This window comes from Sedimentitalea arenosa, from assembly GCF_016428585.1.
Lineage (GTDB): Bacteria > Pseudomonadota > Alphaproteobacteria > Rhodobacterales > Rhodobacteraceae > Sedimentitalea > Sedimentitalea arenosa.
Window position 1 is genome coordinate 31,333 of record NZ_JAELVR010000009.1, and the last position, 26,544, is coordinate 57,876.

Annotated in this window: 23 protein-coding genes; 13 read left to right on the forward strand and 10 right to left on the reverse strand. The window is 63.0% G+C overall.

Annotation, left to right across the window (positions count from 1 at the left end; translation table 11 throughout):
* The first annotated feature begins 73 nt into the window (after positions 1–73).
* Together JF290_RS13375 and JF290_RS13380 are read left to right on the forward strand one after the other, a co-directional pair.
* Positions 74–649, forward strand: a complete 576-nt coding sequence (locus JF290_RS13375; RefSeq protein WP_227363146.1) for a sugar transferase — start codon at positions 74–76, stop codon at positions 647–649.
* A gap of 111 nt (positions 650–760) precedes the next feature.
* Complete coding sequence (locus JF290_RS13380) at positions 761–3,166, forward strand: tetratricopeptide repeat protein (RefSeq protein ID WP_199025397.1); 2,406 nt, start codon at positions 761–763, stop codon at positions 3,164–3,166.
* 212 nt (positions 3,167–3,378) lie between these two features.
* Here JF290_RS13380 and JF290_RS13385 read toward each other — a convergent pair whose 3' ends face one another.
* Positions 3,379–4,056, reverse strand: a complete 678-nt coding sequence (locus tag JF290_RS13385; protein WP_199025398.1) for a rhomboid family intramembrane serine protease — start codon at positions 4,054–4,056, stop codon at positions 3,379–3,381.
* Between the two features lie 235 nt (positions 4,057–4,291).
* On the opposite strand from JF290_RS13385, the gene JF290_RS13390 reads away from it, so the two are divergent.
* Positions 4,292–5,863, forward strand: a complete 1,572-nt coding sequence (locus tag JF290_RS13390) for a hypothetical protein (protein WP_199025399.1) — start codon at positions 4,292–4,294, stop codon at positions 5,861–5,863.
* A 74-nt stretch (positions 5,864–5,937) separates the two neighbouring features.
* Here the strand turns inward: JF290_RS13390 and JF290_RS13395 are convergent, their stop codons facing one another.
* The 3 genes from JF290_RS13395 to JF290_RS13405 all read right to left on the reverse strand — a co-directional run bounded on the left by JF290_RS13395 (position 5,938) and on the right by JF290_RS13405 (position 9,139).
* Positions 5,938–6,561, reverse strand: a complete 624-nt coding sequence (locus JF290_RS13395) for a hypothetical protein (RefSeq protein WP_199025400.1) — start codon at positions 6,559–6,561, stop codon at positions 5,938–5,940.
* 330 nt (positions 6,562–6,891) lie between these two features.
* The gene (locus tag JF290_RS13400; RefSeq protein WP_199025401.1) at positions 6,892–7,923 is read right to left on the reverse strand and encodes an NAD-dependent epimerase/dehydratase family protein; all 1,032 of its coding nucleotides are present in this window, start codon (positions 7,921–7,923) and stop codon (positions 6,892–6,894) included.
* 142 nt (positions 7,924–8,065) lie between these two features.
* The gene (locus JF290_RS13405) at positions 8,066–9,139 is read right to left on the reverse strand and encodes an OmpA family protein (protein WP_199025402.1); all 1,074 of its coding nucleotides are present in this window, start codon (positions 9,137–9,139) and stop codon (positions 8,066–8,068) included.
* A gap of 254 nt (positions 9,140–9,393) precedes the next feature.
* Between JF290_RS13405 and JF290_RS13410 the strand changes: the two genes are divergently transcribed.
* Positions 9,394–10,836, forward strand: coding sequence for a caspase family protein (locus JF290_RS13410; RefSeq protein ID WP_233155371.1), 1,443 nt, complete (start codon positions 9,394–9,396; stop codon positions 10,834–10,836).
* 13 nt (positions 10,837–10,849) lie between these two features.
* Here JF290_RS13410 and JF290_RS13415 read toward each other — a convergent pair whose 3' ends face one another.
* The 6 genes from JF290_RS13415 to JF290_RS13440 are packed head-to-tail and all read right to left on the reverse strand — an operon-like array spanning position 10,850 to position 15,568.
* Positions 10,850–12,289 (reverse strand): DUF4384 domain-containing protein, encoded by a 1,440-nt coding sequence (locus JF290_RS13415; protein ID WP_199025404.1) that lies wholly within the window; start codon positions 12,287–12,289, stop codon positions 10,850–10,852.
* Entirely contained in the window at positions 12,286–12,699 is a 414-nt protein-coding gene (locus tag JF290_RS13420; RefSeq protein ID WP_199025405.1) for an ExbD/TolR family protein, read from the reverse strand. Before JF290_RS13420 ends, JF290_RS13415 begins: the two co-directional genes overlap by 4 nt.
* Entirely contained in the window at positions 12,696–13,124 is a 429-nt protein-coding gene (locus JF290_RS13425) for an ExbD/TolR family protein (RefSeq protein ID WP_199025406.1), read from the reverse strand. The genes JF290_RS13420 and JF290_RS13425 overlap by 4 nt, the downstream gene beginning before the upstream one ends.
* Positions 13,125–13,145: 21 nt before the next feature.
* Complete coding sequence (locus JF290_RS13430; protein ID WP_199025407.1) at positions 13,146–13,769, reverse strand: MotA/TolQ/ExbB proton channel family protein; 624 nt, start codon at positions 13,767–13,769, stop codon at positions 13,146–13,148.
* 3 nt (positions 13,770–13,772) lie between these two features.
* Positions 13,773–14,192, reverse strand: a complete 420-nt coding sequence (locus tag JF290_RS13435) for a hypothetical protein (RefSeq protein ID WP_199025408.1) — start codon at positions 14,190–14,192, stop codon at positions 13,773–13,775.
* Between the two features lie 41 nt (positions 14,193–14,233).
* Complete coding sequence (locus JF290_RS13440; RefSeq protein WP_199025409.1) at positions 14,234–15,568, reverse strand: hypothetical protein; 1,335 nt, start codon at positions 15,566–15,568, stop codon at positions 14,234–14,236.
* A gap of 185 nt (positions 15,569–15,753) precedes the next feature.
* Here JF290_RS13440 and tssA point away from each other — a divergent pair, with 185 nt between their 5' ends.
* The 9 genes from tssA (at position 15,754) to tssH (ending at position 26,524) form a co-directional block, all read left to right on the forward strand.
* Entirely contained in the window at positions 15,754–16,824 is a 1,071-nt protein-coding gene (tssA, locus tag JF290_RS13445; protein WP_199025410.1) for a type VI secretion system protein TssA, read from the forward strand.
* A 75-nt stretch (positions 16,825–16,899) separates the two neighbouring features.
* A complete protein-coding gene (gene tssB, locus JF290_RS13450; RefSeq protein WP_199025411.1) occupies positions 16,900–17,412 on the forward strand; it encodes a type VI secretion system contractile sheath small subunit in 513 nt (170 codons plus the stop codon).
* A 9-nt stretch (positions 17,413–17,421) separates the two neighbouring features.
* Positions 17,422–18,915 (forward strand): type VI secretion system contractile sheath large subunit, encoded by a 1,494-nt coding sequence (gene tssC, locus JF290_RS13455; protein WP_199025412.1) that lies wholly within the window; start codon positions 17,422–17,424, stop codon positions 18,913–18,915.
* 69 nt (positions 18,916–18,984) lie between these two features.
* A complete protein-coding gene (locus JF290_RS13460; RefSeq protein ID WP_199025413.1) occupies positions 18,985–19,515 on the forward strand; it encodes an Hcp family type VI secretion system effector in 531 nt (176 codons plus the stop codon).
* Positions 19,516–19,595: 80 nt separating this feature from the next.
* Positions 19,596–20,417 carry a type VI secretion system accessory protein TagJ gene (locus JF290_RS13465; protein WP_199025414.1) on the forward strand — a complete coding sequence of 274 codons (822 nt, stop codon included), beginning with the start codon at positions 19,596–19,598 and terminating at the stop codon, positions 20,415–20,417.
* Complete coding sequence (gene tssE / locus JF290_RS13470; protein ID WP_199025415.1) at positions 20,410–20,907, forward strand: type VI secretion system baseplate subunit TssE; 498 nt, start codon at positions 20,410–20,412, stop codon at positions 20,905–20,907. Before JF290_RS13465 ends, tssE begins: the two co-directional genes overlap by 8 nt.
* Before the next feature lie 4 nt (positions 20,908–20,911).
* A complete protein-coding gene (gene tssF, locus JF290_RS13475; RefSeq protein ID WP_199025416.1) occupies positions 20,912–22,789 on the forward strand; it encodes a type VI secretion system baseplate subunit TssF in 1,878 nt (625 codons plus the stop codon).
* Entirely contained in the window at positions 22,753–23,805 is a 1,053-nt protein-coding gene (tssG, locus tag JF290_RS13480) for a type VI secretion system baseplate subunit TssG (RefSeq protein ID WP_199025417.1), read from the forward strand. The genes tssF and tssG overlap by 37 nt, the downstream gene beginning before the upstream one ends.
* A 16-nt stretch (positions 23,806–23,821) precedes the next feature.
* Positions 23,822–26,524, forward strand: a complete 2,703-nt coding sequence (gene tssH, locus JF290_RS13485; protein ID WP_199025418.1) for a type VI secretion system ATPase TssH — start codon at positions 23,822–23,824, stop codon at positions 26,522–26,524.
* The last annotated feature ends 20 nt before the right edge of the window (positions 26,525–26,544 follow it).

A 26,544-nucleotide genomic window follows, 5' to 3' on the forward strand; every position in this document is an offset into this window, starting at 1 on the left:
GTCAATTTCAGACGTTGTTCAGACTGCCAGGGCGCGAAAGCCTGAGTTCTACGCGGGATACGGAAAGCGTTTGATGGACCTGTCCATCATCCTACTGACCGCTCCCATCACGGTGCCTTTGCTACTATTGACGGCTCTGATCGTGGCTCTTGACGGCCACAACCCCCTTTACGTCCAGAAGCGTGTCGGTCGCGGCGGTCGCATCTTCAAGATGTGGAAGTTCCGTAGCATGGTTCCCAATGCCGACCATATCCTGGAAGCCCACCTGCAGGCGCATCCTGAAGCCCGCGAAGAGTGGAACCACAGCCAGAAACTGCGCAACGATCCCAGGGTGACTCGTTTCGGCGCCCTGATCCGCAAGTGTTCGCTCGACGAACTGCCGCAGATAATCAATGTCCTGCGCGGCGACATGTCCCTGATCGGACCTCGCCCGATGATGGTTGGACAGACAAATCTGTACCCCGGCCAATGCTACTACTGGATGCGCCCCGGAATTTCCGGACTGTGGCAAGTCACCGACCGGAACGACACCGCCTTCACGGCGCGTGCCCAGTACGATGACAAATACTTTCACAATCTGTCGTTTACCAATGACTGCTCGATCATTGCCAAAACCTTTGTTGTCGTGCTTCTTGGTACAGGATACTGACACCTTGTGACGCGCGCGTCGCAGGGCAATGGCAGAGTGAAGGATTTCGTTATGAACCGATTGCAATCGCGGCTCAGTCGCGCTGGTGTCGTTTTTGCCCTTGTTGCAACCATGGGCATCACGTCCGCCTGCGATACGGCCGAAGAACGTGCGGAAGAGCACTATCAGGCGGGTCTGGAACTCCTTGAGCAAGGCGATGTGAACCGTGCTCTTGTCGAATTCCGGAACGTCTTCCAATTGAATGGCAAGCATGAAGGCGCACGGCTCGCCTATGCCCGGGTGCAACGTGAACGCGGATTGAATCAGGAAGCCTATGGCCAATACCTGCGGTTGGTCGAACAATACCCCGACAACCTGGAAGGCCGCCGCGCTCTCTCTGAAATGGCTGTCGCAGCGCGCAACTGGCAGGAAGCCGAGCGTCACGTGACCAAGGCGATCACGCTGGATCCGAACGACGTACGAATCCAGTCGATAGACAACTCCGTGAAGTATTTCCACGCGCTGCGCGACGAAGACCCGAACGCACAGGAAGCCGCGATCATCAAGGCGCAAGCTCTCGTCGAACAGGACGAGAGCCTAACAAGCGCGAGAGAGATCGTTCTCGATGACCTGCTGCGCAAGCAGGACTGGTATGCCGCGCTCGACGTGATCGAAGAGGGTCTGGCCGTCGAGCCGGACAATTTTGATCTCTACCGGATTCGGCTCGGGATCATGCAGCAGATCGGCGACCTCGACGGCATCGAGACCCAGTTGCTCGATCTGATGGACCGGTTCCCCGAAAGACGGACCACCTTCAAGCAGACTCTGGTTCGGTTCTACGTATCGCAGGGCAATATCGATGGTGCACAGGAATTCCTGCGCGACCAAGCCACGCGCGAAGGTGCCACGATCGAGGACAAGGCGCTTCTGGTCGGTTTCATCGAACAGGTCCGCGGCAAAGAAGCAGCCCTGGACGAGGTGGAGCGTCTGATCGTCGAAGGCGGAGAAGGGCTTGCCCAGTTCCGCGCGATGCGCGCCAAGCTGAACTTCGAGATGGGCGAGACAGAAGCGGCCATCGCCGAGATGGAAGCGATTACCGAAGGTGCCGAACGCAACGAAGAGACCCGCGGTTTCGAGGTCGACCTGGCGCGGATGCTGTTCCGCGAGAACAACGCCGTCGGTGCCCGTGCGCTCATCGAAACCGTGCTGTCCGAGGATCCGTCGCAGCCTGACGCGGTCAAGCTCAAGGCGAACTGGCTCATCGACGATGATGCGACCGGCGATGCCATCGTCATGCTGCGTGAGGCGCTCAACCAGAACCCCGAAGATCCCGACCTGATGTCGCTGATGGCCAAGGCCTATGAACGCGAAGGCAACCAAGACCTGCGCGAGGAGATGCTGTCGCTGGCCGTGCAGGCGTCGGGAAAGGCCCCGGCTGAATCGATCCGGTATGCCTCGAGCCTCGCCGCGGACGAAAAGCTGGTCGCTGCCGAGGGCGTTCTGATCGACTCCCTGCGGGTCAACCCGCAGAATATCCAGATCCTGACCGGGCTTGGGAACCTCTATGTGCAGATGGAGGATTGGGGCCGCGCCGAAGACGTGGTCGACTCGCTCGAAGGTATCGGCAACCCCGAAGCCACGGCGCAGGCCACAGCTTTGACCGCTCGAATCCTGACGGGCCAGGATCGAGGTGAGGATCTGACCGCCATGCTCGAAGGCATGACAGACGATCCGAACATGGGACGCAACGCGGAAATTGCCTTGCTCCGCTCGAGGCTTGCGAATGACGGGCCCGAGGCGGCGAACGAATATCTGCAGGAACTTCTTGAAAAGGATCCGGACGACCCCGCCCTGCGCTTCATCGAGGCCGGTTTCCTTGCAGGCTTCAACAAACCCGACGAGGCCGAGGCGGTGTTCCGCAGTCTTCTGGAGGAAGATCCGAACCGCGCCAACGTCTGGATCGCGCTGTACCGCATGAAGGTCCAGATGCGCGACAGTGAAGGCGCGTCGCAGGTTCTCGACGAGGCGCTGACCGCGTTGCCGGATAACGGCAACCTGCTGTGGGCCAAGGCTGGGGTGCTGGAACGTCAAGGCGACATCGAAGGCGCCATTGCGATCTACGAAGACATGTACGAGCGCAATTCGAACTCGCTGATCGTGGCGAACAACCTCGCGAGCCTGCTGGCGACGCATCGCACGGATACAGAAAGCTTGCAGCGCGCCTATACGGTCGCCCGACGTCTGCGCGAAAGCGACGTCCCGGCGTTCCAGGACACGTTCGGCTGGATCAGTTTCCGTCGCGGCGATCATGAAACCGCGCTCGACTACCTGAACGCTGCCGCGACCGGTTTGCCCAATGACGTGACGGTTCAGTATCATTATGCCGTCAACCTGGCCGCGCTGGCGCGTAATCAGGATGCGTTGGAACAGTTCAAGAAGGTTTCGGAAATGATCGATCCGGTCAATCCTCCGCCCTTTGCCGACGACGTCGCATCGGAAATCGCGCGGCTTAGCGGCGGTCCCGCATCTCAGGACTGACGTTCAGCGACGAACCGACGTTCATCCGAACACTGTTTGCCGGGCCAATTCTGTGAAGGGTTGGCCCGGTTTCTGTGGGCCGAGGCGTCGCCGCACCGTGGTGGCCATTTGTGATCGGGTGTCGGTCGTCCGGCCCGTAGAGAGGTTCAATTCGGAAGAAGGTGTCGCCATCCCTTGTGAGCGCGTCTCTGCGCAGTGCAAGAATTGATCGCCTACGTGTCCGGTGGCTCGGCGCGCGGAATGATCAGCGTCGCGGCAAGCCAACCGGTCAGGAACCCGCCGAGGTGTGTCTCCCAGGCCAGTTGCCCGTCCTGCACAACCCAGAGCAGGATGTTGAGCACCACCAAGCCGATCACGTCAAGAACCAGCGCGCGGCGGCTGTAGCCCTGTTGCGAACTGAAGAACCAGTCCTGCCATTTCCACGCGCCGACCAGGCCGAACAGTGCGCCGGACGCACCGACCATCGGTTGCGCGCTGTCGCTGAGCAGTGCGAACCCAAGGCCGCCACCGATCCCCGATATGAGGTAGAGCGCGAGAAACCATGCTTGTCCGACCCGCGCCACGAGGATCCGACCGACGAAGAAAAGCACCAGCATGTTCCCCAAAAGGTGCATCAGGCTGGCATGCAAACCTTGATACGTCAGGAACATGAGCCACGGCTGAGCCGGATAGTTCGGCCGCCAGTTGTCCAGAAGGCCGGTCCAGAACGCCCCGTTCTGATAAGCGAGCGACCGCCAGCGCGTCGTTCCGATCAGACCGTGATCCGCGGCGATCAGAACGAACTCGACGGCGCAGGTCAGGATGATGATTGCCACGACGACGGGCGCGGGCTTCCAGCCGGTGTCGGGCTGGAGGGTCGGTCGAATCGCGCTCTTGTCCTGCCCGTTCATTAGGGTTGTTTTGCCGCGCAGGCTGCAAAACGACAAGGGCAAGAGTCGCGAAGGTCCGTTTTCGGCGGCGTCGAGTCATGGATATTCGGGGACAAAGTCGCGAGCCCTCAAGCGTTTTCTGCCCTATATGCTTCTTCCGCGCGGCCGCGTCGGCACCGGAGTTGAGCTGATTTGGAGACGGGCAGGCTTGACCTGCCACCATGCGACGCGTTTGGATTCAGCGATGATCTGCTCGATGCTTAGACTGCTTGCAGCCGTCGCGATGATGGCCTGTCTCTGGCCCGCCGGAACGGTTTCCGCGCGCGAGGTCGTGCTCGGTGCCGATGATGTACGCCGGTTCGGAAGCGGTCCGCTTGTCGCCCCCGATATCCGGGCCCTGCCGGCCGATCCCGCTTTGCCCGTCATCGACCCGGCGGTCACCGGAAATGCCGCGATTCTTTTGAAGCGGTTGGTCAGTCGCGGTGTGTCGCACGGTTTCGGGGGAATCCTGTACGAGAACCGCGACCGCGGGCATTCCTCGCTGCCCGAAAGCCTGTTCCCCAACCTGACGTTTCTGAAGTACGACGACACGCTCAAGGAGCAGTGGCGCGACTATGGCCCGGCGGACGAGGTCCTTATCCCGGCGCTGCTGTTCGGCAACTCGTCCACCGCCCACACCGGAGGCGCCGAAGCCCGAAGCCTGAGTCGTTCGGCGATGACGCAGCCTGGCAAGGCGGCGCTCGCCTTTCGAAACTATGAATCCAACAGCATCTACATCTATCCCGAACACAGGGACCATGACGCCGTGGACCTCTATCCGGGCAACTGGCCCTACCAGATCATCAGCCAAGGCTCCTCCGGTTCGGATCTACCGTTCATGAAAGCGGTCGCGATGACACTCGCGGCTTTCCCCGGAGACACGCGCGCCGCGCTCGAACGGGGGGGGCTGATCGCCCCGACGGTGCAGATGATCCTGAGGCGCAACCTCTCGCCCGTGCGATCCCGCGAGGGTTACCTGTCGCCGTCGGCGCACCCGACCGTGTTCGACGCGAAATGGCTGCAGCCCGCACGTATGGTCTCGCAGGCGGCGGCGATGAGGCCCGAGGACATCGCGCCGATGGTAAAACTGCAGGTACTGGAGGATGGATTTCTGCGGCAGGCAGGGCTCGCCGGGTTGGACGAACATCTGTACACGACCCCCTCGGCCATCGCGCGCGTCTGGCGAGATATCGCGTGGGAGCGTGAGATCACGGTCTCCGCGTCACCAACCAAAGACCCGAACGGCCGCGATCTTGTGTTTGAGTGGGTGATCCTGCGTGGCGACCCGGAGCGGATCAGGATCGAACCGCTGGACCCTGAGGGCCGAGCGGCCCGGATCACGCTGGCTTGGCACGATGAGTTTACGTTGCCGCCGCTCAGTCTCGACGACAGTGTGCAGCGGCGGTCCTCACGGGTGGACATAGGTGTGTTCGCCTGGAACGGCCGCACCGAGAGTGCGCCCGCTTTTCTGTCCGTCAGTTTTCCGACCCATCAGGCGCGCGTCTACGAATCCGCGCCAGATGGCACACTGCGCATCGCGTCGATCGACTATGACGCGCAGGGCCGAGGTGCAGCGTATGACCCGTTGCTGCATTGGTCTGCGGGGTGGAGCGATCGTTTCACCTATGCTGCGGACGGAAGCCCGGCTGGCTGGACTCGGACGCAGGGTGGATCGAGCACGCGGTTCGGGCTGGGTGGCCGATCCGAAGGCGCGGCGATCACCTATGTGCTGGACCGGGGCGATTCGGGGTGGACCGTGCTTCAGGAGGTTCGGGATACCGGGAACTAGTTTTCCGCCGGTTTTCTGACGCCTTCGATCCGGTGCGCGGGGTCTACGCTGTCAGACAACCGGCAGCTACGATGTCACTCTGCCACGACGATCAGTTCGAAATCGACTGTAGCCGTACCGCCGCTGTTGGTCGCGCTGACCGTTACGATCCGCCCGTCCGTCAATGTGTGCGGATCGATGTAAAAGGCAGTCCCATCGACATATGCGCCTGCGTATCCCGTCGCGCTCAGAACCAGCTCTTCGCCGGCGAACTTGCGGCCGATATTGCCGTTGATCCTCCTTTCGTCTGAGTTCCAGGTCATCCGTCTGTCTCGGATCGGACCGATGGCAATGGGCGGGGCATGGCGCACAGTGCAGGCATCGCTCGCCACGGGCGGCCCGCCGTCCGAGGGTGTGGCGACGACGTGAAGCGCCGCCAGATCGTCTCCGGCAGCGGGCATGTAGGTCTGGGCCGTCGCGCCAGGGATCGGGCTGTCCGCAAGGTGCCATTGCCAGTTCAACGAAGCGACGGTTGCGTTCGGCGCCCCAACTGTCTCGGCCGACAGCGTCGTGCCGATCTGTGCTGTCGGTCCGTGCACGGTGTTGTCGGTCAGTCCGGACAGGACGACGGTGAAGGACGTCGGTTGCTCCGGCTTCCGTCTTTTGCGGAACCGACCACCGGCGAAACGACCTGTATCGAAACGGTTCGAGACGATCATGGGCATCCCTCCGCCAACACGAGGGGTGTCCCGTCTGCGCGCACGCCAACGACATGGAGTCGTGGTGCGCACGCGGGTGACTTTTTCGGGGGCACGGGCCGTGACGGGCGGCCGGATGCACGCAGGTGCTCCTCAATTGGGTTCGACGGTCGGTCGGTCATCGCTGGATCCTTTCGGGCGCTGATCTGAAGATGCGTAAACACAACGCTTCAGATACGCCCGCCGGATAGAAGCCCGCGTAAACCGACCGTACGGTCCTTGGTGGTGTGCTTGCGTCTGTCGGATACAGGGACGAGCGTCAGCGGCGAATAATCCCGCGACCCGTCCGGATCATGTGCCGTAGTAGTCTCGATACCACGCCACGAACTCCTGCAAGCCGTCGCGGATGTCGGTCTTTGGTGCGTACCCGGTCAATCGCTTCAAAAGGTCCGCATTCGCCCAGGTCGCGGGAACATCGCCCTTCTGCATTCCGAGGTACCGCCGCTGTGCCTTGACGCCCAAGCTGTCTTCGAGCGCGTCTATGAAATCCAGCAGACGGACCTTTTCCGAGTTTCCGATGTTCACGATCCGGAACGGGGCGACATGGGACAGGCTGTCGCCCTCGGCGATATCCGCGCTGCTGTCGGGGCGTTCGGGAACCGCATCGATCAGCAGGCGTATGCCCTGGGCCAGATCACCCACGAAGGTGAAGTCGCGATACATCTCGCCGTGGTTATAGATGTCGATGGGACGTCCTTCGAGAATCGCCTCGGTGAACTTGAAGAAGGCAAGGTCAGGACGGCCCCACGACCCGTAGACCGTGAAGAAGCGGAACATCGTTGTCGGCATGTTCCAGAGATGCGCATAGGCATGGCCCATGCTCTCTGTCGCTTTCTTGGTGGCCGCGTAGATCGTGAGCGGCTCATCCGCCTTGTCGGTCTCGCGAAACGGCATCGACTCGTTGGCACCGTAGACCGAAGAGGAGGACGCCATCAACAGGTGGCGCACCTCGATCTTTCGGGCCGCCTCCATCAGGTTGAAAGTGCCGACGACATTTCCGGTGACATAGGAGCGGGGGTCTTCAAGTGAGTAGCGCACGCCCGCCTGGCCCGCGAGGTGGACGATCACCTCGGGCCGGAAGTCGTCGACCACCTGCCACAGTCTGTCCGCATCCTCGAGCAGGCCTTCCGTGGCCGAAAAACCGTCGTGGCCAAGCAGGATTTCGTGCCGCCGTTCCTTGAGGGTGCGGTCGTAATACTCCGTCATCCCGTCATAGCCGTGCACGCGATATCCGTCACGCAACAGAACTCGCACCAGGTGGAACCCGATGAAGCCGGCGCTGCCGGTCACGAGCACGCGGGGCTGGCTGTCAGAAGATGTCATGGCGAGTCCGTCCGGCCTGAGGGCGATCGTTTGCGCCACAGATCAAAACCCGAGGGCGAGGGCAACCGTCTTGAACAGCCGACAGGTCGATTTGTCGGCCAAACGCCGTGTCACAAAGCGTTTGCTCGACGGTTCCGGTGCCTCAGTTGATGACGGAAAACTCGATGCGGCGGTTGCGGGCCTTGTTGTTCGGCGAAGTGTTATCGACCAGCGGCCGCTCCTCGCCATAGCCGACGACGCGCATCCGATCCGCCGGTATGCCCTTCTCGTTCAGGTAGGAGCCGACCGCCGCCGCGCGCCGTTCGCTCAGGCGTTGGTTGGCGACATCGCTTCCATCCGAGTCCGTGTGCCCGCCGATTTCGATCGTAAGTTCAGGGCAACGGTTGACGATGTCATAGAGGTTGTCGAGCAGCGGAGTGCTCTTGGCATCCAGACGCGCGCTGCCGGTGTTGAAATAGATGTTGCCGGTGCGCGACAGGATCTCGAAACGCCCCACACAGGCCTCGCGGTTGAGGTTGCCCTTGGTCTCGAGCGCTGCGGCGCCGGGGGCGACCACGTTGGTCAGGGCTGCCATGTCGGGCGGCGTGCCGGGGCTTGACCGGTTGAAGGTAAAGTCGAAACTGACGATCCCGAGGGGCGCGATATCGACGTTCGCCGCTTCCTGCAACTTTCCGCGCCCCTCTTCGAGATTGTGTTCCGCCAGGGTCACCGCGATCGGTGTCGTCGCCGAGACCGTCACCCGATCGTTGCTGATCAGCGTGACCGCAACTTCGGCCGTTTTCTCAACCGTTACGCCATGCAGTGACAGCACATAGGTCACGTCGATCAACTTGCGCCGTGTCTGGTGCAGGTCTTGCAGGACCTCGGGATCAAGGTTCACCGTGATCGTCGCTTCCGGGTGCAGGAAAGTCTCGAAAAAAAGGAACCGCATGCGCACATTGCGCAGATCGACCTTGGTGTCGACCGAGTCCATCAGCACCCGGATCTGCGCTTTTCCGTCCTCGGTGATCAGCCCGCTGATCGTGGCAAACGTGCTGGTCTCGGCGACATTGCCCTTCTTGATCGACATGAACCGCAATTCGGACGCTTCGGGGTCGAGCATCCAGCCGTTTTCGAAAGGGTCCGCGCTTTGCGCGACGGCCCCGGTGGCGGCGAGCAGGCTCGTCAACACGTAGAACGCGAGAGCCTTAATCCGCGTTTTCAGAATTCGGGTCATCGGGCAATCCTCCTGTCATGAGAACCGGAACGAGAGATGGTAGCAATATCTACACTAATCCGGTGCAGGTTTCCCCAACGGTAACAGGAAACTTGCGCCGTTGAACAAGAAAAGCGATAGTTGCATCGAAAATGCCATATTTGTCGAACGTCACGGCTATCGGCGCGCACAGGCCGTATGGCCACGGGTCTCGGCCATACGGGACAGGGATACGGGATCGTTCAGTGCATTCAGTTTTCAGATTCTTCTGCCTCTTGCTCACCCTGCTCGCGGCACCGGCGCTTGCGGGCGACCGGTTGGCCCTCGTGGTCGGAAACTCGGCCTATGGCGCCGTCTCCCCGCTGGCCAATCCGTCAAGTGACGCGCGTTTGATCGGCGAGGCGCTGGAAGCGCTCGATTTCAAGGTCACGCTCCTTATCGACGCTTCTCAGAACGACATGCGCCGCGGGATTTCGCAGTTCGGTCGCGAGCTGCGCGATGCCGGGCCCGAGGCAACCGGGCTTTTCTACTACGCCGGGCATGGCGTTCAGTCCTTCGGAACGAACTATCTCCTGCCGGTCGATGTCGCGCTCAACGATGCCGCCGATCTCGATCTCGTCGCGGTCGAGGCGCAGTCGGTCCTGCGCCAGATGTATTCAGCCCGGAACAAGACGAACATCGTCATCCTCGATGCGTGCCGCAACAACCCGTTCACCAACATCCCCGATTTCAACGACAACGGCCTTGCCGAAATGCAGGCACCAACGGGCACCTTCCTGGCCTATGCCACGGCCCCGGGTGGGGTCGCACTCGATGGCACCGGTGACAACAGTCCCTTCACGCAGTCGCTGGCGTCGCAGATGTCGACGCCGGGGTTGAAGGTCGAACAGGTGTTCAAGAACGTGCGGGTAGAGGTGATCGAGAAGACGGAGGGTCAGCAGACGCCATGGGATGCCTCGTCGCTGACCAATGATTTTGTCTTTGCCGAGGAAGAACCGATGACGCCCGAGCAGCTGCAGGAATTGCAGCTCTGGCGGTCGGTTCAGGCCTCGGGCGATCCGGTCCAGATCATGCTGTTCCTGCGTGGTTACCCCGAAGGGTCCTATGCACAGGAGGCCCGGTCGCTGCTTTCGGTCCTGATGGAGCGCGAGTTGAGCGATCCCGCTCCGCCCGATCCCGTCCCCGTGGCCAAGGGACCGGATGCCGCCGAACAGGCCATGTTCGAAGCGGCCCAGGCTGATGCCAGTGCGGTAGCCTATCAAGCCTATCTCGATGCCTTTCCGCAGGGTGTTTTCGCCGAGATCGCGACGCAGGAACTGGCCGCGATCCGCCTGAAGAACGGAACCGACCCGATCGGCGAAGGAGTCACGCCGCCCAAAGAGGAGCCCGCCGCCGCAGCGCCAATCGGGGCAGACACGCGGGATGAAAACATCACCTTCACGACGGTGCTGTCCTCGGATCAAGCCGCCATCTCGGGGCGCTCCATCGCCGATCTGATCAAGATGTCGCCACTCTATCCGCCGGTGGATGGGCTGCCGGAGGAATACTGGAAGGACAAGACCTGCTCAAATTGTCACCAATGGACGCAGGATCGGCTTTGCACGCAGGCGAATTCCTATCTCAGCCTCAACATGCAACGCTCGCTTGACAAGAAGCATCCGTTCGGCGGCGCCATGAAGCAAAACCTCAAGACATGGGCTGCGGGCGGCTGCCGATAGGCACGGGGCGTGGCTACCGTTCTGCGGTCGAGATCAGGAAATAGACCCATTCACCCTTGAAGCCCGGATTGCGCGCGCGGGCGTTGTCGACCCGCTCCTTCAGCCATCCGAGATAGGGAGCCGCCGGCTCAATCACCGGGCGCAAACCGTCGTAGAGAGGGTCGGTCGCCGCAAAGGCCACCGCGATCTCCTGTCCATAGGGTGGTCCGATGAACAGCTGCAGACCGTCTTCCTCAGCCGACCGCGCGCCCACGTGGAACTGCGCTTTCGCCGCGACCCTCCGGTGCGGCGTCCTATCGTTCGGAACGAGATGCAGCACGTTTCCATCCGCGTCGAAGTAGTCGACATAAATATAGGCATCGTAATCCGGAGCGGTCAGATCGAAGACCAGCCGATCGTCCTTGACGAAATCCAAAACCCGCGCCTGCGTGTCCGCACCGATCAGTCGCGGGTTGGTGATCTGGTCCGTTGATTGCGGCAGGCCGACTTCGGCGATGCCGCCAAGCGCGTCGCATTGCGGCCGCGGAAGGATCATCATGCCGTCGGAGACCGCGATGTCCGTGCCGAGCTCGGCGCGCAATGCAGACACGACCGGAGCGCGCAGGCCGTCTTCGGGGACGTGGCCATTCACCTTCAACGTGGCACTGTCCGGATCGAACAGCACCTGCAGACGCGCACAGGGCACTTGTGCCAGCAACGCCCCGATCCCGTCGCGCAGATCGTCGCTCTGATTCCGTGCGTCCCCGGGGCGCATGAAGCTCTGGAACGCTGCGAGCGATACAGGGTCGATCTGGTCATCGCCCGCTCCGCTGAAGGCCAGACTGGCCGTCATCCGCTGGGCCGAAACCGCAAGCGGCGCGGCCGCTGAGCCGACGGCTGGCAGAGGGGCAACCTGCGATGCGGGGAGGTCCATCCGGGCCAACTTCTCATCCGGCGCCGCGATTGCATTGGCAGGGGCCGGATCAGCGTCGGCGGGTGCGACCTGTGTCGTCTCGACTGCCGTGATCCCGATACGCGGCGCGGCGATCACGGATCCTGTGACCTCGACCGCCTCTGTTGGCGATACCGACACGACATCGGGTGTGGCCCGTACAGGACTGGCCGGGGCGGATTGATCCCCTAGCGCGTCCAGACGCACCGCATCGGGAGATGCGCTAGGCGTCACCTGCGCGGGAGGCGTTGAAACCGGCACCGCAGTTGTGCGCGGCGGTCCGATGGTCGCGGCCGCCGTCGCGTTCGGAGCGACGGAAGCCACCTCGTCCGCTGCCGGGGCCCGCTCCGCCGCTGCAATGCGCTCCAACCGGTAGGCTTGCACATCCAGCGCGCCCTGTGGTGTGTCCTGCGGCGTGACAGGCTGGGGGCGATAAGTCGCGCTCCAAAGTCCGAACAGCGCGGCATGGAGTGCGGCCGAGCCGGCAAGGCCGCCGATCCAAAGACGCGCGACGCCAGTCATGGCGCGCTGTCGCGTGAGGGCGTGACCACGAGCACCACGTCGCGGATGCCCAGCGTTTCGGTCAGTCCGATGAGCGGCAGTACGTGGCGCAGATCGGCGTCTCGATGGGCATTGATGCGCAGTCTCAGCATCGGGTCGCGCGACAGAGCCGCCGCAAGGGACTCGGCAATCGCATCGGTCCCGATCGCGACTCCATTCAGCGCCACTTCCCCCGCGCGCGACACCGACAGCGTTTCGCCCCCCGCCGGCATGTCCTGCCCGCTGACGGCGACGGGCGGATCGACGTCGAACGGGGCCGTGGCGTCCATGCGACCGATCAGCATGAAAAAGACCAACAGGAAGAACACCACGTCGATCAACGCGATGATGGTCTCTGACTGCGTGTTGCGGGCGGGACGGGTCAGCTTCATGGCTTTGCATCCAGCCTGATGACGCGGAGACGGCCTATCCCGGCCCGAGCGGCATGATCCATCACCGAGATCAGCGCCTGCGTGCTGGCACCGCCTGACGGCAGCACCAGCACCTGAAGTCGCGGTGCCTCGGCGAGCCGGGCGACAAGGTATCCGCTCAGATCTTCAAGCGGCACGCTGCGGCCGCGTACGATCGGCAGGCCGTTCGCTCCCAGCCGGATCAGCAGAGTTTCTGTCGGCTTGGCTTCCGGGGCGGACGTCGATGTCTCTTCTTGCCGCTTGAGCGCGGGGATCATGTCGAGGTTCAGGTAGGTCGAAGTCACCATGAAGAAGACCAGCAGGATGAGCATCACGTCGATCATCGGCACCAACGAGATCAGCGGCCCGGGCTTTCGCGGTTTCCGAAGTGCCAGACCGCTGGTCATGGGTCTCACTCCCCGTCAGGTTCAGATCGCAGGGTGGGCGTCCAGCATCATCAACTCGCCCACCGCGCTTTCGATGGATTGCGCCGCTCCGTCGATCCGCGCCGCAAACAGGCCCGCCGCCACCGCCGCGGGGATTGCGACCAGCAGGCCGGCCGCCGTGGTCAGAAGCGCTTGCCAGATGCCACCGGCCAGCACCGAGGCATTGGCCGCACCTTGCGCCAGTTCCAACTCCTGGAACGACTGGATCATGCCCAGGACCGTGCCCAGCAGGCCCAGCAGAGGCGAGACCATGGCGATCAGCTCGAGAAGGCGTAGCCCGCTGCCGAGGCGTGCCAGTTCCTCATTGCCCCGCCGCGTCAGGTCGGCGTCGAGGGCGGTGCCCCTGATGCCCTTTGACAGCGCCTCCATTGCCCGCCCGGTGATCCTGTCCGCTGGCGACTTGCCTTGCGCCAGTTGGGCTGCCGCGCCGGCCGTGTCACCGGCCTTCCACGCCTGAAACGCCGCGGCGCGGCGTGGCTGTCCGGATCGGCAATGCCACAACTGCGCGATCTTGACGAGGATCAGCACCCAGGACAGCAGCGACATCACCGCGAGAACGGCGAGGATCGGCCCGCCCGCGCCGAGGTCTTCGAAGGCGATCGGCATCGGTTACTTCACCAGCGCGGCAGAAGTCTTGCTGCCCAGATCGAGAATGGGGAAACAGTCCATTTCCTCGGCATTCTGCGGCTTGCAGGACGGCAGGTCGTGCAGAAGGATTTCCGAGATGTCGCCACAGGCGGTATCGGGAATCTCGAACAGCTTCAGCGTCGTGCGAGCCACTGGCAGCGGTGCCGCGTCGATCGACAGCAGCCGGTCGATGACGCCGGCCCCATCGAGGATCGCGAGCGACATTTCGAAACCGTCGAAACTGGTTTCGGTGTCGTTCCGGAACAGGAAGAAGGCACGGCAGTCGCCGCTTTCCATCTCTTCGAACTTGTTGAGCTCGACCGACAGGCGACCTTCGGCCGCCCAGCTCGCCCCAGGCAGGCAGAGCAGGATCGCGAGAGCGAGGCGACTGGCTTTGGTCATGGCGGTCTCCGTTTGGCGGTCTGGTCGGGTGGTCGGGTCACTCACGCCGCGAGTGCGGCGCTGACCTGTTGCAGCGACGACAGGGTCGATCCGCGGATGTCGGTCTTGACGAAACCGTTCTTATCGACCGCCTTGAAGAAGTCGCTGTCCAGGGTGTCTCTGTAGGATTGGATGATCCGTTCGGCCTCTTGCATGAGAGCGGCGCGCTGTGCCGGATCCGACGTGTCGTCGAGTTGCCGCAAGGTGTCTTCGAGATCGCCGTCGATGTCCTGGATGTAGTCGAACAGCATATCGGTTCGTCCCGCCACGTCTTCCAGGCCTTCCTGTCCGGCGATCGCGGTTTCAATCGCGGACTTCAGTGTTTCGATTTCCGCGCGCATGGTGGCGCGAGCGGTGATCCACTCCGTGCGCAACTTGGCATAGGACGTTGCATCGGTCGCCGGGGCGTCGGCAGCGCCGGGGGCGATCTTGGCGAGCGCGGCTTCGATCTTGGCGAGGAGCGCCTCTGCGGACTCGTGGTTCTTGTCCCTGATCTGCTGGACCGCCGCTCCCAGCGCCGTCGTGAGCTTGTCGCGTGCGGGGGCCGCAACCTCGGTCAGCGCACCCTGGATCGTCTTGGCTCGCTGCGCCAGGGCGCGCAGGTCCGGTTGACCCGCCGCTGGCGCGGGCTCGGCAGTCGGTTCGGGCGCAGGCGCAGCCTTTGCCTGCAGCTTGGCGACGGCAGCCTCAAGCGCCGAGATCGTGGTGTCGGCCTGTTCGAGTGCGGCGGCCTTGATCTGCGCGACTGCGCCGGCCATCACCTTCTTCAACTTCGCGGCGGCGTCTGCCTCTGCCGCCGCGATCGCCGGCTGAAGGGCCTTGAGACGCGCCGCAAGTGCTTTCGCATCGGGAACGGGCGTCTCAGGTGCGGTTTCGGTTTCCGGTTCCTCTACATCCTCCGCCTCTGGTGTATCGAAATCATCTTCCGCATCACCTTCCGCCGCGAGATCGGCATCATCCTCGATGTCCTCCGGATCGGGAGGCAGATCCTCGATATCGCTGTCCAGAATTTCGCCATCCGCGTCGAGGATCACGACATTGGCGGTGATCTTCTGGGATTTGAGGTATTTCTTCAGAAGTTTGGCCATTTGCGGGACCGTGCGCCCGCAGCTCATCTCGAGCGTGCGCCCCTTCACCTCGAAGGTTCCGAACGCGACCTTGGGAGACTCGCCTTCCTTTCGCGCGAGCTTGCCCAGCATCTCGGGGCTCTTACGCCGGTGGATCATGAAAACGTGGTTGTTCTGCGGTCCGGGACAGAAGGCGAAAGACAGGGCCTGCTTCTTGCCCAGCTTGACCATCTTCTTCAGAGCCGCGCCTTCGACCTGCAGATCGTCCATTTCAACACCTCCCTCCAAACCCTTCTCTGGGCCCGAAATTCAATTGACTTTGAGAAGACGATAAGGCTGACTTAGCGTCAAGGAATTGTTTTTTCCTGTTGTGTGAACTGCATTACAGCACGCGGGGTAGGATTTGGGTTCATGTGTGTTTGCGGTTCTCGCAGGCCGCCGCGAGGGGAGACACGATGGACCCGGAAGTCCTACTGCAGATCAAGAGTGACGACGCACCGAGCGGCGAAAATCTTGAGTATGATCCGGCTTTCATGGAAATGGAACTGGCGGCCCAGCCGGTCGAAGCGCAGGAGATGGGTGACTCGGTCACCCAGGGACAAGATCCGGACTATTCCGATGTCGTCGACAAGGCGCTCGATGTGCTGCAGCGGAGCCATGATTTGCGCGCGGCCGTGTTCCTGGCGGATGGTCTGCTCCATACAGAGGGTCTTGGCGGCTTCGCGAAAACGACCGCGCTTCTGCGCGGGATGCTCGAACGCCACTGGGAAACCTGTCATCCCGAGCTTGACGAGGATGACGACGACGATCCGACGATGCGGGTGAACACGATCCAGGGGCTGTGCGGTCAGCCCGGCGGCATGGCCGGGGCTTCGCCGCTCTACCGATCGCTGCGGCGCGCCCCGCTGACCGACAGCCGCGGCTTCGGCCGTTTCTCGATCCGCGACATAGAGGTGTCCGAGGGGCAGATCACCCTTCCCGACGGCGAAACCGGTCCCGACACCGCGACCATCGCCGCGGCCTTCAAGGACACACCGGCTGAAACGCTGGCCGAAGAGCTCGCCGCGATCCGGGCCGCCCGCGCCGATATCGCTGCAATCGTCGACGTGTTCGACGAGCGTACACCGGGGCAGGGTCCCGAGCTGGACCCGTTGATCAAGGCGCTCGATCTGATGGGGCGCCGGGTCGCGGAGCATGCCGGCCCGGGCGCGGATGAGGCGTCGGCGCTTGAGGGCGACGCGGCATCGGACGTGCCGCCCGCACCCGCTGCCGGCGGCGGCGGGGGAACCGGCGCGATCACCTCGCGCACCGATGTCTCGGCGGCATTGGATCGGATCATGGCCTATTACCGGCAGCACGAACCTTCCAGCCCGATCCCGATCCTGTTGGAGCGCGCCAAGCGGCTGGTCCACGCGGACTTCCTGACGATCATGCGGGACATGGCGCCCGAGGGGCTGGAGAATGTGAGGCTCGTTGGCGGTTTGACCGGTCGGGACGATGACGACGATGATGATGACGATGACTGACGGGAATGATCCGCTCCCGATTTTCGCGGGGCGGACCACAGCAAGACCAGAAACAGGGACATGAAGGAGCACTAGATGGCGGACAGTTCACAGAAGTTCATCGCGCGCAACCGCGCGCCAAGGGTCCAGATCGAATATGACGTGGAATTGTACGGCGCCGAGAAGAAGGTGCAGTTGCCCTTCGTCATGGGCGTGATGAGCGACCTCGCCGGCAAGTCCGAAGTTCCGCAGCCGGCCGTCGCGGACCGAAAGTTCCTCGAGATCGACGTCGACAATTTCGATGACCGGATGAAATCGATGAAGCCGCGCGCGGCTTTCACCGTTCCCAACACCCTGACCGGCGAAGGCAATCTCGCGGTCGACATCATTTTCGAAAGCATGGACGACTTCTCGCCCGCCGCCATCGCCGCAAAGGTCGAACCGCTGCGCGAGTTGCTCGAGGCGCGCACCCAACTGTCCAACCTGATGACCTACATGGACGGCAAAACCGGGGCCGAGGACCTGATCAGCAAGATCATCACCGATCCGTCGTTGCTCAAGACGCTGGCCGCTCAGCCGGCGCCCAAAGCCGACAGCGACGAGGAATAGGAGAGACACATGGCCGAAGAACAAGCCAAGACAGAAGCTGCCGGTGAAGCCACCGCCTTCGGATCCTCGGAATTCGCCGATCTGCTGCAAAAGGAATTCCGCCCGAAATCGGACCAGGCCAAGACCGCGGTGGAAACTGCCGTAAAGACTCTTGCCGAACAGGCGCTCGCCAATGCCGCGCTGGTGTCCGATGACGCGCTGCGCTCGATCGAGAGCATCGTGGCCGAGATCGACAAGAAGCTGACCGAACAGGTCAACCAGATCCTGCACCATCCCGATTTCCAGCAGATGGAAAGCGCCTGGCGCGGCCTGCATTACCTGGTGAACAACACCGAAACGGACGAGATGCTCAAGATCCGGGTGATGAACATCAGCAAGAAGGACATGCACAAGACCCTGCGCAAGTTCAAGGGAACGGCCTGGGACCAGTCCCCGATCTTCAAGAAGATCTACGAAGAGGAGTTCGGCCAGTTCGGCGGGGAACCCTATGGCACCCTCGTCGCGGACTACCATTTCGACCACAGCCCGCCCGATGTCGAGCTTCTGACCGAAATGTCCAAGATCGCGGCGGCGGCCCACGCGCCGTTGATCACCGGCGCGCAGCCCAGCCTGTTCCAGATGGACAGCTGGAGCGAACTGGCAAACCCGCGCGACCTCACCAAGATCTTCCAGACACCGGAATACGCATCGTGGCGGTCCCTGCGCGAAAGCGAGGATTCCAAGTATGTCGGCCTCGCAATGCCCCGGTTCCTCGGGCGTTTGCCCTACGGGTCGAAAACCGATCCGGTGGAGGCCTTCGCGTTTGAGGAAGACACCGAGGGTGCGGACAGCAGCAAGTACGGCTGGGTCAATGCCGCCTATGGGATGGCCGTGAACATCAACCGGTCGTTCAAGGAATATGGCTGGTGCTCGCGGATCCGCGGCGTCGAAAGCGGCGGCGCGCTGGAGAACCTTCCGAGCCATACTTTCCCAACCGATGACGGTGGCGTCGATCAGAAATGCCCGACCGAGATCGCGATCAGCGACCGGCGCGAGGCGGAACTGGCCAAGAACGGCATGATGCCCCTGATCCACCGCAAGAATTCCGACCTGGCGGCGTTCATCGGTGCGCAGTCTCTGCACAAGCCGGCGGAATATGACGACCCGGACGCGACCGCCAACGCCAACCTGGCCGCGCGTCTGCCCTATCTCTTCGCAACCTGCCGTTTCGCGCATTACATGAAATGCATGGTTCGCGACAAGATCGGCTCCTTCAAGAGCCGCAACGACATGCAGAACTGGCTCCAGACCTGGATCAGTCAGTATGTCGACACCAATGCCGACGTCTCAAACGAGAGGGTCAAGGCGCAAAAGCCGCTCGCCTCTGCCGAAGTCGTCGTCGAGGAAGTGGAAGGCAACCCCGGCTACTATTCGTCGAAATTCTACCTTCGCCCTCACTACCAGCTCGAGGGGCTCACCGTGTCTCTCAGGCTGGTGTCCAAACTGCCTTCGGAAAAGGGGTAATTGGTCCGCCTCTCCAAGGCAGTCTCGTGAAGATCGACGCATTGCGTCACAACCAAAAAAGGAAAACAGATGGAAAACGCATTTATCATGATCACCGATGCCCCCGGCGAAAGCCTGGTGAAGCTGCCCGAAGAATCCGGCGGCAAGGGCAAAGGCGGATGGATCCCGCTCAAGACCGTGTCCTTCAATGTGGAGCGCACGCTTGACATGTCCGACCTCGGCACCACTCAGCGCGGCTATGCCAACGCCAATTTTGGCAAGATCGCCGTGACATCCGAACTCAGCCTTGCGTCGCCCAAACTGATGCTGTCGGTGGCCGACGGCACTGTGCGCAAGAAGACCGTCATTCATCTTTGCCGGTCTGGTTCGGGCAGCACCGGCATGGAGCCGTATCTCACCTTCACGCTGCACCATTCGGTGATCGACAAGTACGAAGTGTCCGGCGGCGAGGAACAGATCCCGGAAGAGAATTGGGAACTGGCCTATCGCCAGATCGAGGTCGCCTACCTCGCCGGCGATCCGAAGACCGGTGAACTGGGCAAGGATGGCAAGAAGTCCGACTTCGCCTGGGACATCATGAAGAACGAAATGGGCAGCTGATCCCTCGCTGCATGGCATAGCGCATCCCGGCGCCAGTCGCCGGGATGCCCCAGATTGGTTTTGACAACCGGATTTTGAACATGACCCCTGAAGAGCTCTTGAAATCGGGCGACCCGGACGCGGCGCTCAAGGCGCTTCAGGACAAGGTGCGCGCCGATCCGGCGGATCCGAAGCTGCGCATTTTCCTGTTTCAGCTGCTCTGCGTTCTGGGCGACTGGAAACGCGCCATCACCCAGCTCAAGCTGAGTGCGGAAATGGACCCGATGGCCACGATGATGGCGCAAACCTATCGCGAGGCGATCATCTGCGAGGTCTATCGCGAAAAGGTTTTCGCCGGCGAGAAGGACCCCCTGATTTTCGGAGAGCCCGAGGAATGGCTCGCCCTGTTGATCGAGGCCCAGAAAACGCTCGCCGCAGGGGCGCCCGAAAAGGCGTCTGACCTGCGGGCCCGCGCCTTTGACGCCGCGCCCGCCTGTTCCGGCATGATTGACGGACAGCCCTTTGCCTGGATCGCGGATGCCGACATGCGGCTTGGTCCGGTGCTTGAGATCATCGTGAACGGGCGCTATTTCTGGCTGCCCTTCAGCGCCATCGGCCAGTTGACGATGGAGGAACCGTCCGATCTGCGCGACGCGGTCTGGACCGCCGCCACCCTGACCCTGCGGAACGGCGGCGAGGTCGCTGCCCTGATCCCGACCCGGTATGTCGGAACCACGCAGAGCGGCGATGCCGCCGCACGGCTCGGGCGCGCGACAACGTGGGCCGATGCCGGAGCCGAGACGTTCATTGGCACCGGCCAGCGCGTCCTGGCGACCGACCAGGCCGATATCGCTCTGATGGACGTGCGCAGCCTGACCATGGAGGGCGCTCCGGCGAAAGAGCGCGCGGCCGAAGATGGCTGACAAGACTCTCGTGGATCGACTCCAGCCTTCGTTGCTGGACCGGTTGACCGACAACGCGCCCGGCGAACTCAAGGAAACGCGCGAGTCCCGCGTGATCGATCTGTCTCGCCTGCGCGACATTATCCAGCGCGACCTGTCTCTGCTGCTGAACACCACCAACATCGAAAGCTCGATCGATACCGAGGCGATGCCCAATGTCGCGCGCTCCGTCCTGAACTACGGCTTGCGTGAGGTATCGGGCGAGTACTCCACAGCAATTCGCGCGGAACTGATCCGGCGGTCGATCCAGAAGGCCATCGAGGTGCACGAGCCGCGCATCATCAAGGGAACGGTCGAAGTCACGCTCAGCCCGGATGACAGCCAGAAGGATATGACCGTCGCGCTGATCATCCGCGCCGACATGTGGGCCCAACCGATGCCGCTCGAACTCTACCTGCGCAGCAAGGTCGATGTGATCACTGGCGAAGTCTCGATGGAAAGGAGCCGCTGACGTCATGGATACGCGGCTGATGAAGCACTACGAGAACGAACTCGTCTATCTCCGCGACATGGGGGCGGAGTTCGCCGCCGCTTATCCGAAGGTCGCCAGCCGCTTGGGAATGGAGGGGATCGAGGTGCTCGATCCCTATGTCGAACGGTTGATCGAGGGCGTGGCGTTCCTGTCGGCCCGCGTGCAGCTCGAACTCGAGCTGCAGTATCCGTCCTTCACCAGCAACCTGCTGGAAATCGTCTATCCGCACTACCTCGCTCCGACGCCCTCGATGATGATCGCGGCGTTCGAACCCGATGTCGGCAACTCGGCGGTCAAGGGCGGCTATACGCTCCCGCGCCACACCTCGCTCCGAAGCCGCCAGATGGAGGGCGAGCACAATCCCTGCGAATTCCGGACAGCGGCCGATTTGACCCTTTGGCCGATCGAGATCGCCGAGGCCGAGTATGTCGACGGACGCGGCGAGCTGGTGGCCGCAGGCGTCGCCGGCCAGACCGCGGCCCGTGCCGGGGTGCGGTTGCGGCTGCGGCGCACCGATGGCGAGCCGATCTCGGCGCTGCCGATGGAAAAGGTAACGCTCTACCTCAACAACGCGGGCGGCAACAGCTGGGCGCTGCTGGAGCTGCTCAGCACCCAGTCGATCGGTCTCTGCGGGCGATCGACGGATCGGCGCGCCGACTGGGCCGAGCCCTTGCCCGCGGGCGAGGTCGTGCAGCGGGGCTTTGACCGGGATGAGGCACTGCTGCCGACGCCACGCCAGTCCTTCGACGGCTACAGGCTGCTGCAGGAATACTTCGCAATGCCCGAACGGTTCCTGTTCGTGGAATTGCGTGGGCTCGCGCCGGCGCTGAAGCGGGCGAGCGGTTCGGATGTCGACATCTATATTCTGCTGGCGGATGGTCGGCGCGACATCGCATCGACCGTCGTCCCGGATGCCTTCACGCCGAACGCGGTTCCGGCCGTGAACCTGTTTCACAAGCGCTGTGACCGGGTTCTGATCAGCGGGCGCGAGGCGGAGCAGCATGTGGTTCCCAGCCGAACGGCGCCAATGGATTTCGAGGTCCACAGCCTCGAAAGCGTGGTCGGGATCAGCGGATCGGGGGCCGAGGACGTGGTGTTCCGCCCGTTCTACTCGGCAAGCGACCTGACCGCGGCGGGGGAAACGCACCCGGCCTACTACACGGTCAGCCGTCGCATGCGGCAGCGCTCCGAAAAGGAGCGTCTGCGCGGCGTGCGCACGTCCTACCTGGGTTCCGAGGTCTACCTCACCCTGGTGGACCGGGCGCAGGCGCCGTATGCTGCCGACCTCGATCAACTCGCGGTGCAGGCGCTCTGTTCGAACCGCGATCTGCCGATGCTCCTGGCGACCGGCGACGCCAACGTGTTCAGCATCCCCAAGGGCGGACCGGTCAAGTCGATCCGCCTGCCGGTCTCGCCGACCCGGCCGCATCCGACGCTGGCGCAGGGCGATACCGCGTGGCGGCTGATCAGCCATCTCAGCCTCAACTACCTGTCGATCGCCGAGTCCGGCGCGGGCGAACCCGCGGCCGCGCTGCGCGAACTGGTCGGGCTTTACGCGCCGTTGGGTGATCGAGTGACCGAGAAGCAGCTCGAAGGGATCGAGTCAGTGAGCAGCCGGCCCATCGTGCGGCGGATGAGCGATGACATCCTGTCGACCGCCGTGCGCGGCATCGAAGTGACCATCGGATTTGACGAAAGCTTTTTCGAAGGCAGCAGCGCCTACGTGCTGGGGGCGGTGCTTGAACGCTTCATGCGCCGCTATGCCTCCATCAACAGTTTTACGGAAACCGTTCTGAAAACGCAGAATCGCGGGGAAATTGCCAGATGGCGACCGGAGACCGGTCTCGGCCGGACGATTTGAGCCATTTTGAAAGGCTGTCGGCGGAGCCTGAGAAACATCATGTTTTTCAGGCGCTTCGGGTGATCGAAGCGGTCTATTCCGATGCGCCGCGTCTGGGTGAAAGCCGCCGCCCGCGCGAGGACAAGGTGCGACTGGGGCAGGAGGCTGAACTGGTCTTCGCACCCTCCACCATCGCGGCGTTCAAGCCGCCCTCGAACGGCAAACCCGCGCGGCTCGTCAACCGCTTCTTCGGCCTGTTCGGGCCCAACGGACCATTGCCGCTCCACATGACGGAATACGCGCGCGACAGGGTGCGTAACCACCGCGATCCGACGATCATCGCCTTCGCGGACATGATCACGCACCGGATGATGAGCTTGCTCTATCGCGCGTGGACGACGGGACAGCCGGCGCCCAGCTTCGACCGCACCGATGATCCGATGGCGCGCAAAGTGGCGGCGCTCTCGGGCTATCACGGCACGCACCTGCGTGATCGCGACGCTATGCCGGACCTGGCCAAGTTGCATTTCACCGGCCATCTCGCCCGGGGCGCGCGCTCGCCCGAAGGGCTGGTCGCGATCCTGTCGGCCTTCTTCGATGTGCCGGTGCGGCTGCAGCAGTTCGTCGGCAGCTGGCTGGACCTCGAACCGGGCGACCGCTGGCAACTTGGCGCCGGCGGCACATTGGGACGCAGCACCAGCATCGGCAGCCGGGTCTGGTCTCGGGCGGCCAAGTTCCGCCTGCGGATCGGCCCCTTGCCGATGGCCGATTACGAGCGGCTGCTGCCGGGCGGCGACTCGCTGGCCCGGCTTCAGGCCATTGTGCGCAATTATGTCGGCGACAGTCTCGACTGGGATGTGAACCTCGTCCTCAAGGGTGATGACGTTCCACGCGCCTGCCTCGGCACGACGACCCGGCTCGGTCATACCAGTTGGGTGCGCTCACGCTCCGACGCCGACGAGACCCGCCCGGACGCCGCGGATCTCTATCTCTACCCACAGATTGCCACGACGCCGGACACGCGGCGAACGCATTGATACGGAAGGATAATACATGAGTGAGATCAGTCGCGTAGCCCTCTTCGGAAAGCTGAACAAGCTCGGTTACCAGGCCGTCGAAAGCGCCACCGTCTTCTGCAAGATGCGCGGCAATCCCTATGTCGAAGTGGTGCACTGGATGCACCAGATCCTGCAGGGGCAGGACAGCGACCTGCACCGCATTGTCGACCATTTCGACCTCGATGCGGGCAAGATCGCCGCCGAGATGACCCGTGCGCTCGATGCCTTGCCGCGCGGAGCCAGCGCGATCTCCGACCTGTCCGATCACTTGATGGATGCGATGGAGCGGGGCTGGGTCTGGGGCTCCCTGCTGTTCAGTTCGAGCCAGGTGCGCACCGGGCACCTGCTGTTGGGGATGCTGAAGACGCCGGCCTTGCGCAACATCCTCGCGTCGATCTCGCCCGAGCTGGCCCGCATCAAGCCCGATGAACTGGCCGATCAGTTCGCCAATGCCACCGCCGGATCGCCGGAAGAAACGCTGCGCCCGCAGGATGGCAGCCAGACCGGCGGCGGTGCCGAACCGGGCGAAGCCAGTGGCGCGCGTGCGGCACAACTGGGCGGGACCGAGGCGCTGGACCAGTTCTGCACCGACCTGACCGAACAAGCCCGGAATGGCGAAATCGACCCTATCGTGGGCCGCGACGAGGAGATCCGCCAGATCGTCGACGTGCTGATGCGGCGGCGCCAGAACAACCCGATCCTGACCGGCGAGGCCGGGGTCGGAAAAACCGCAGTGGTCGAAGGGTTCGCGCTGCGTATCGCGCGCGGCGACGTGCCTCCGGCGCTTCAGAACGTGCGCCTGCTGACGCTGGACGTCGGGCTGTTGCAGGCCGGAGCCAGCATGAAGGGCGAGTTCGAGAACCGCCTGCGCCAGGTCATCGACGAGGTACAGGCCAGTCCGACGCCCATCGTCATGTTCGTCGATGAAACGCACACGCTGGTCGGTGCAGGCGGCGCGGCCGGAACCGGTGACGCTGCCAACCTGCTGAAGCCCGCGCTGGCTCGCGGCACCCTGCGCACCATCGGCGCGACCACCTGGGCCGAATACAAGAAATACATCGAAAAGGACCCGGCCCTGACCCGGCGGTTCCAGGTCGTGCAGGTTGACGAGCCCGGGATCGACAAGGCGATCCTTATGATGCGTGGCATCGCCTCGATGCTGGAAAAACACCACCGCGTGCAGGTGCTGGATGAAGGCATCGAAGCCGCCGTGCAGCTTTCGGCCCGCTATATCCCGGCGCGGCAATTGCCGGACAAGTCGGTCAGCCTGCTCGACACCGCCTGTGCCCGCGTCGCCGTCAGCCAGCACGCTGTGCCGGCCGAGGTCGATGACAGTCGCCGCCGGATCGAGGCGCTCTCCACCGAGCTTGAGATCATCGGGCGCGACGAAACCGCCGGCTATGACGTCGGAGACCGTCGCGAGGCGGTATCTGCGGCCAAGACCGCCGAGGAGACGCGTCTCGCAGAGTTGGAATCCCGTTGGGACGCCGAAAAGGCCGTGGTGCAGGGCATTCTCGACCTGCGCGCCAAGTTGCGCGAAGGCGGTGCGCCGGTCGAGGCGGAACCGGGCAGCGAGGGGGCCGAGGCCAGCCCCTTGTCCGACGAGGACCGCGCGCAGCTGCTGGCCGACCTGAAGGCCAAGAACGCCGAACTGATCGAGTTGCAGAGTGAAACCCCCCTGATCCTGCCTATCGTGGACCATCAGGCCGTCGCCAGTGTCGTCGGTGACTGGACCGGTATCCCGGTCGGGCGCATGGTCAAGGACGAGATCGACACGATCCTGCATCTCGAAGATCACCTCGCCAAGCGGGTGATCGGGCAGGATCACGCGATGAAGATGATCGCCAAGCGGATCCAGACCAGCCGCGCGGGGCTCGACAACCCTTCCAAGCCCATCGGGGTCTTCCTGCTGGCCGGCACCAGCGGCGTCGGCAAGACCGAAACCGCGCTGGCGCTGGCCGAGGTGCTCTATGGCGGCGAGCAGAACGTCATCACCATCAATATGAGCGAATACCAGGAAGCGCATACCGTCAGCAGCCTGAAAGGCGCACCGCCGGGTTACGTGGGCTATGGCGAGGGCGGCGTTCTGACCGAGGCGGTGCGGCGCAAGCCCTATTCCGTCGTGCTGCTGGACGAGGTCGAAAAGGCCCATCCGGACGTGCACGAGATTTTCTTTCAGGTCTTCGACAAGGGCGTGATGGAAGATGGCGAAGGCCGGGTGATCGACTTCAAGAACACATTGATCCTGCTGACCTCGAACGCGGGCAGCGACCTGATCATGGATCTTTGCTCCGATCCCGATCTGCTGCCGGAACCCGAAGGCATCGCCAAGGCTTTGCGCGATCCGCTCTTGAAGATTTTCCCGGCCGCGCTGCTTGGCCGGTTGGTCACGATTCCGTATTATCCGCTCAGCCCGGAGATGATCGCCGAGATCACCAAGCTTCAGCTGGGACGAATCAAAAAGCGCGTCGAAGCCAGCCACGGCGTGCCGTTCGAATACTCGCAGGCCGTCGTGGACGCGATCGTCGAGCGCTGCCAGGAGCTCGAAAGCGGTGGGCGGATGATCGACGCCATCGTCACCAATACGATGCTGCCCGACATTTCCGCTGAGTTCCTGCGTCGGATGATGGAAGGGCGCGAGGTGTCGCGGGTGGCCATCGAGTCCGATGGCAAGGCATTCACCTATGCGTTCGACTGAACAACGGCGCTGAACGGACA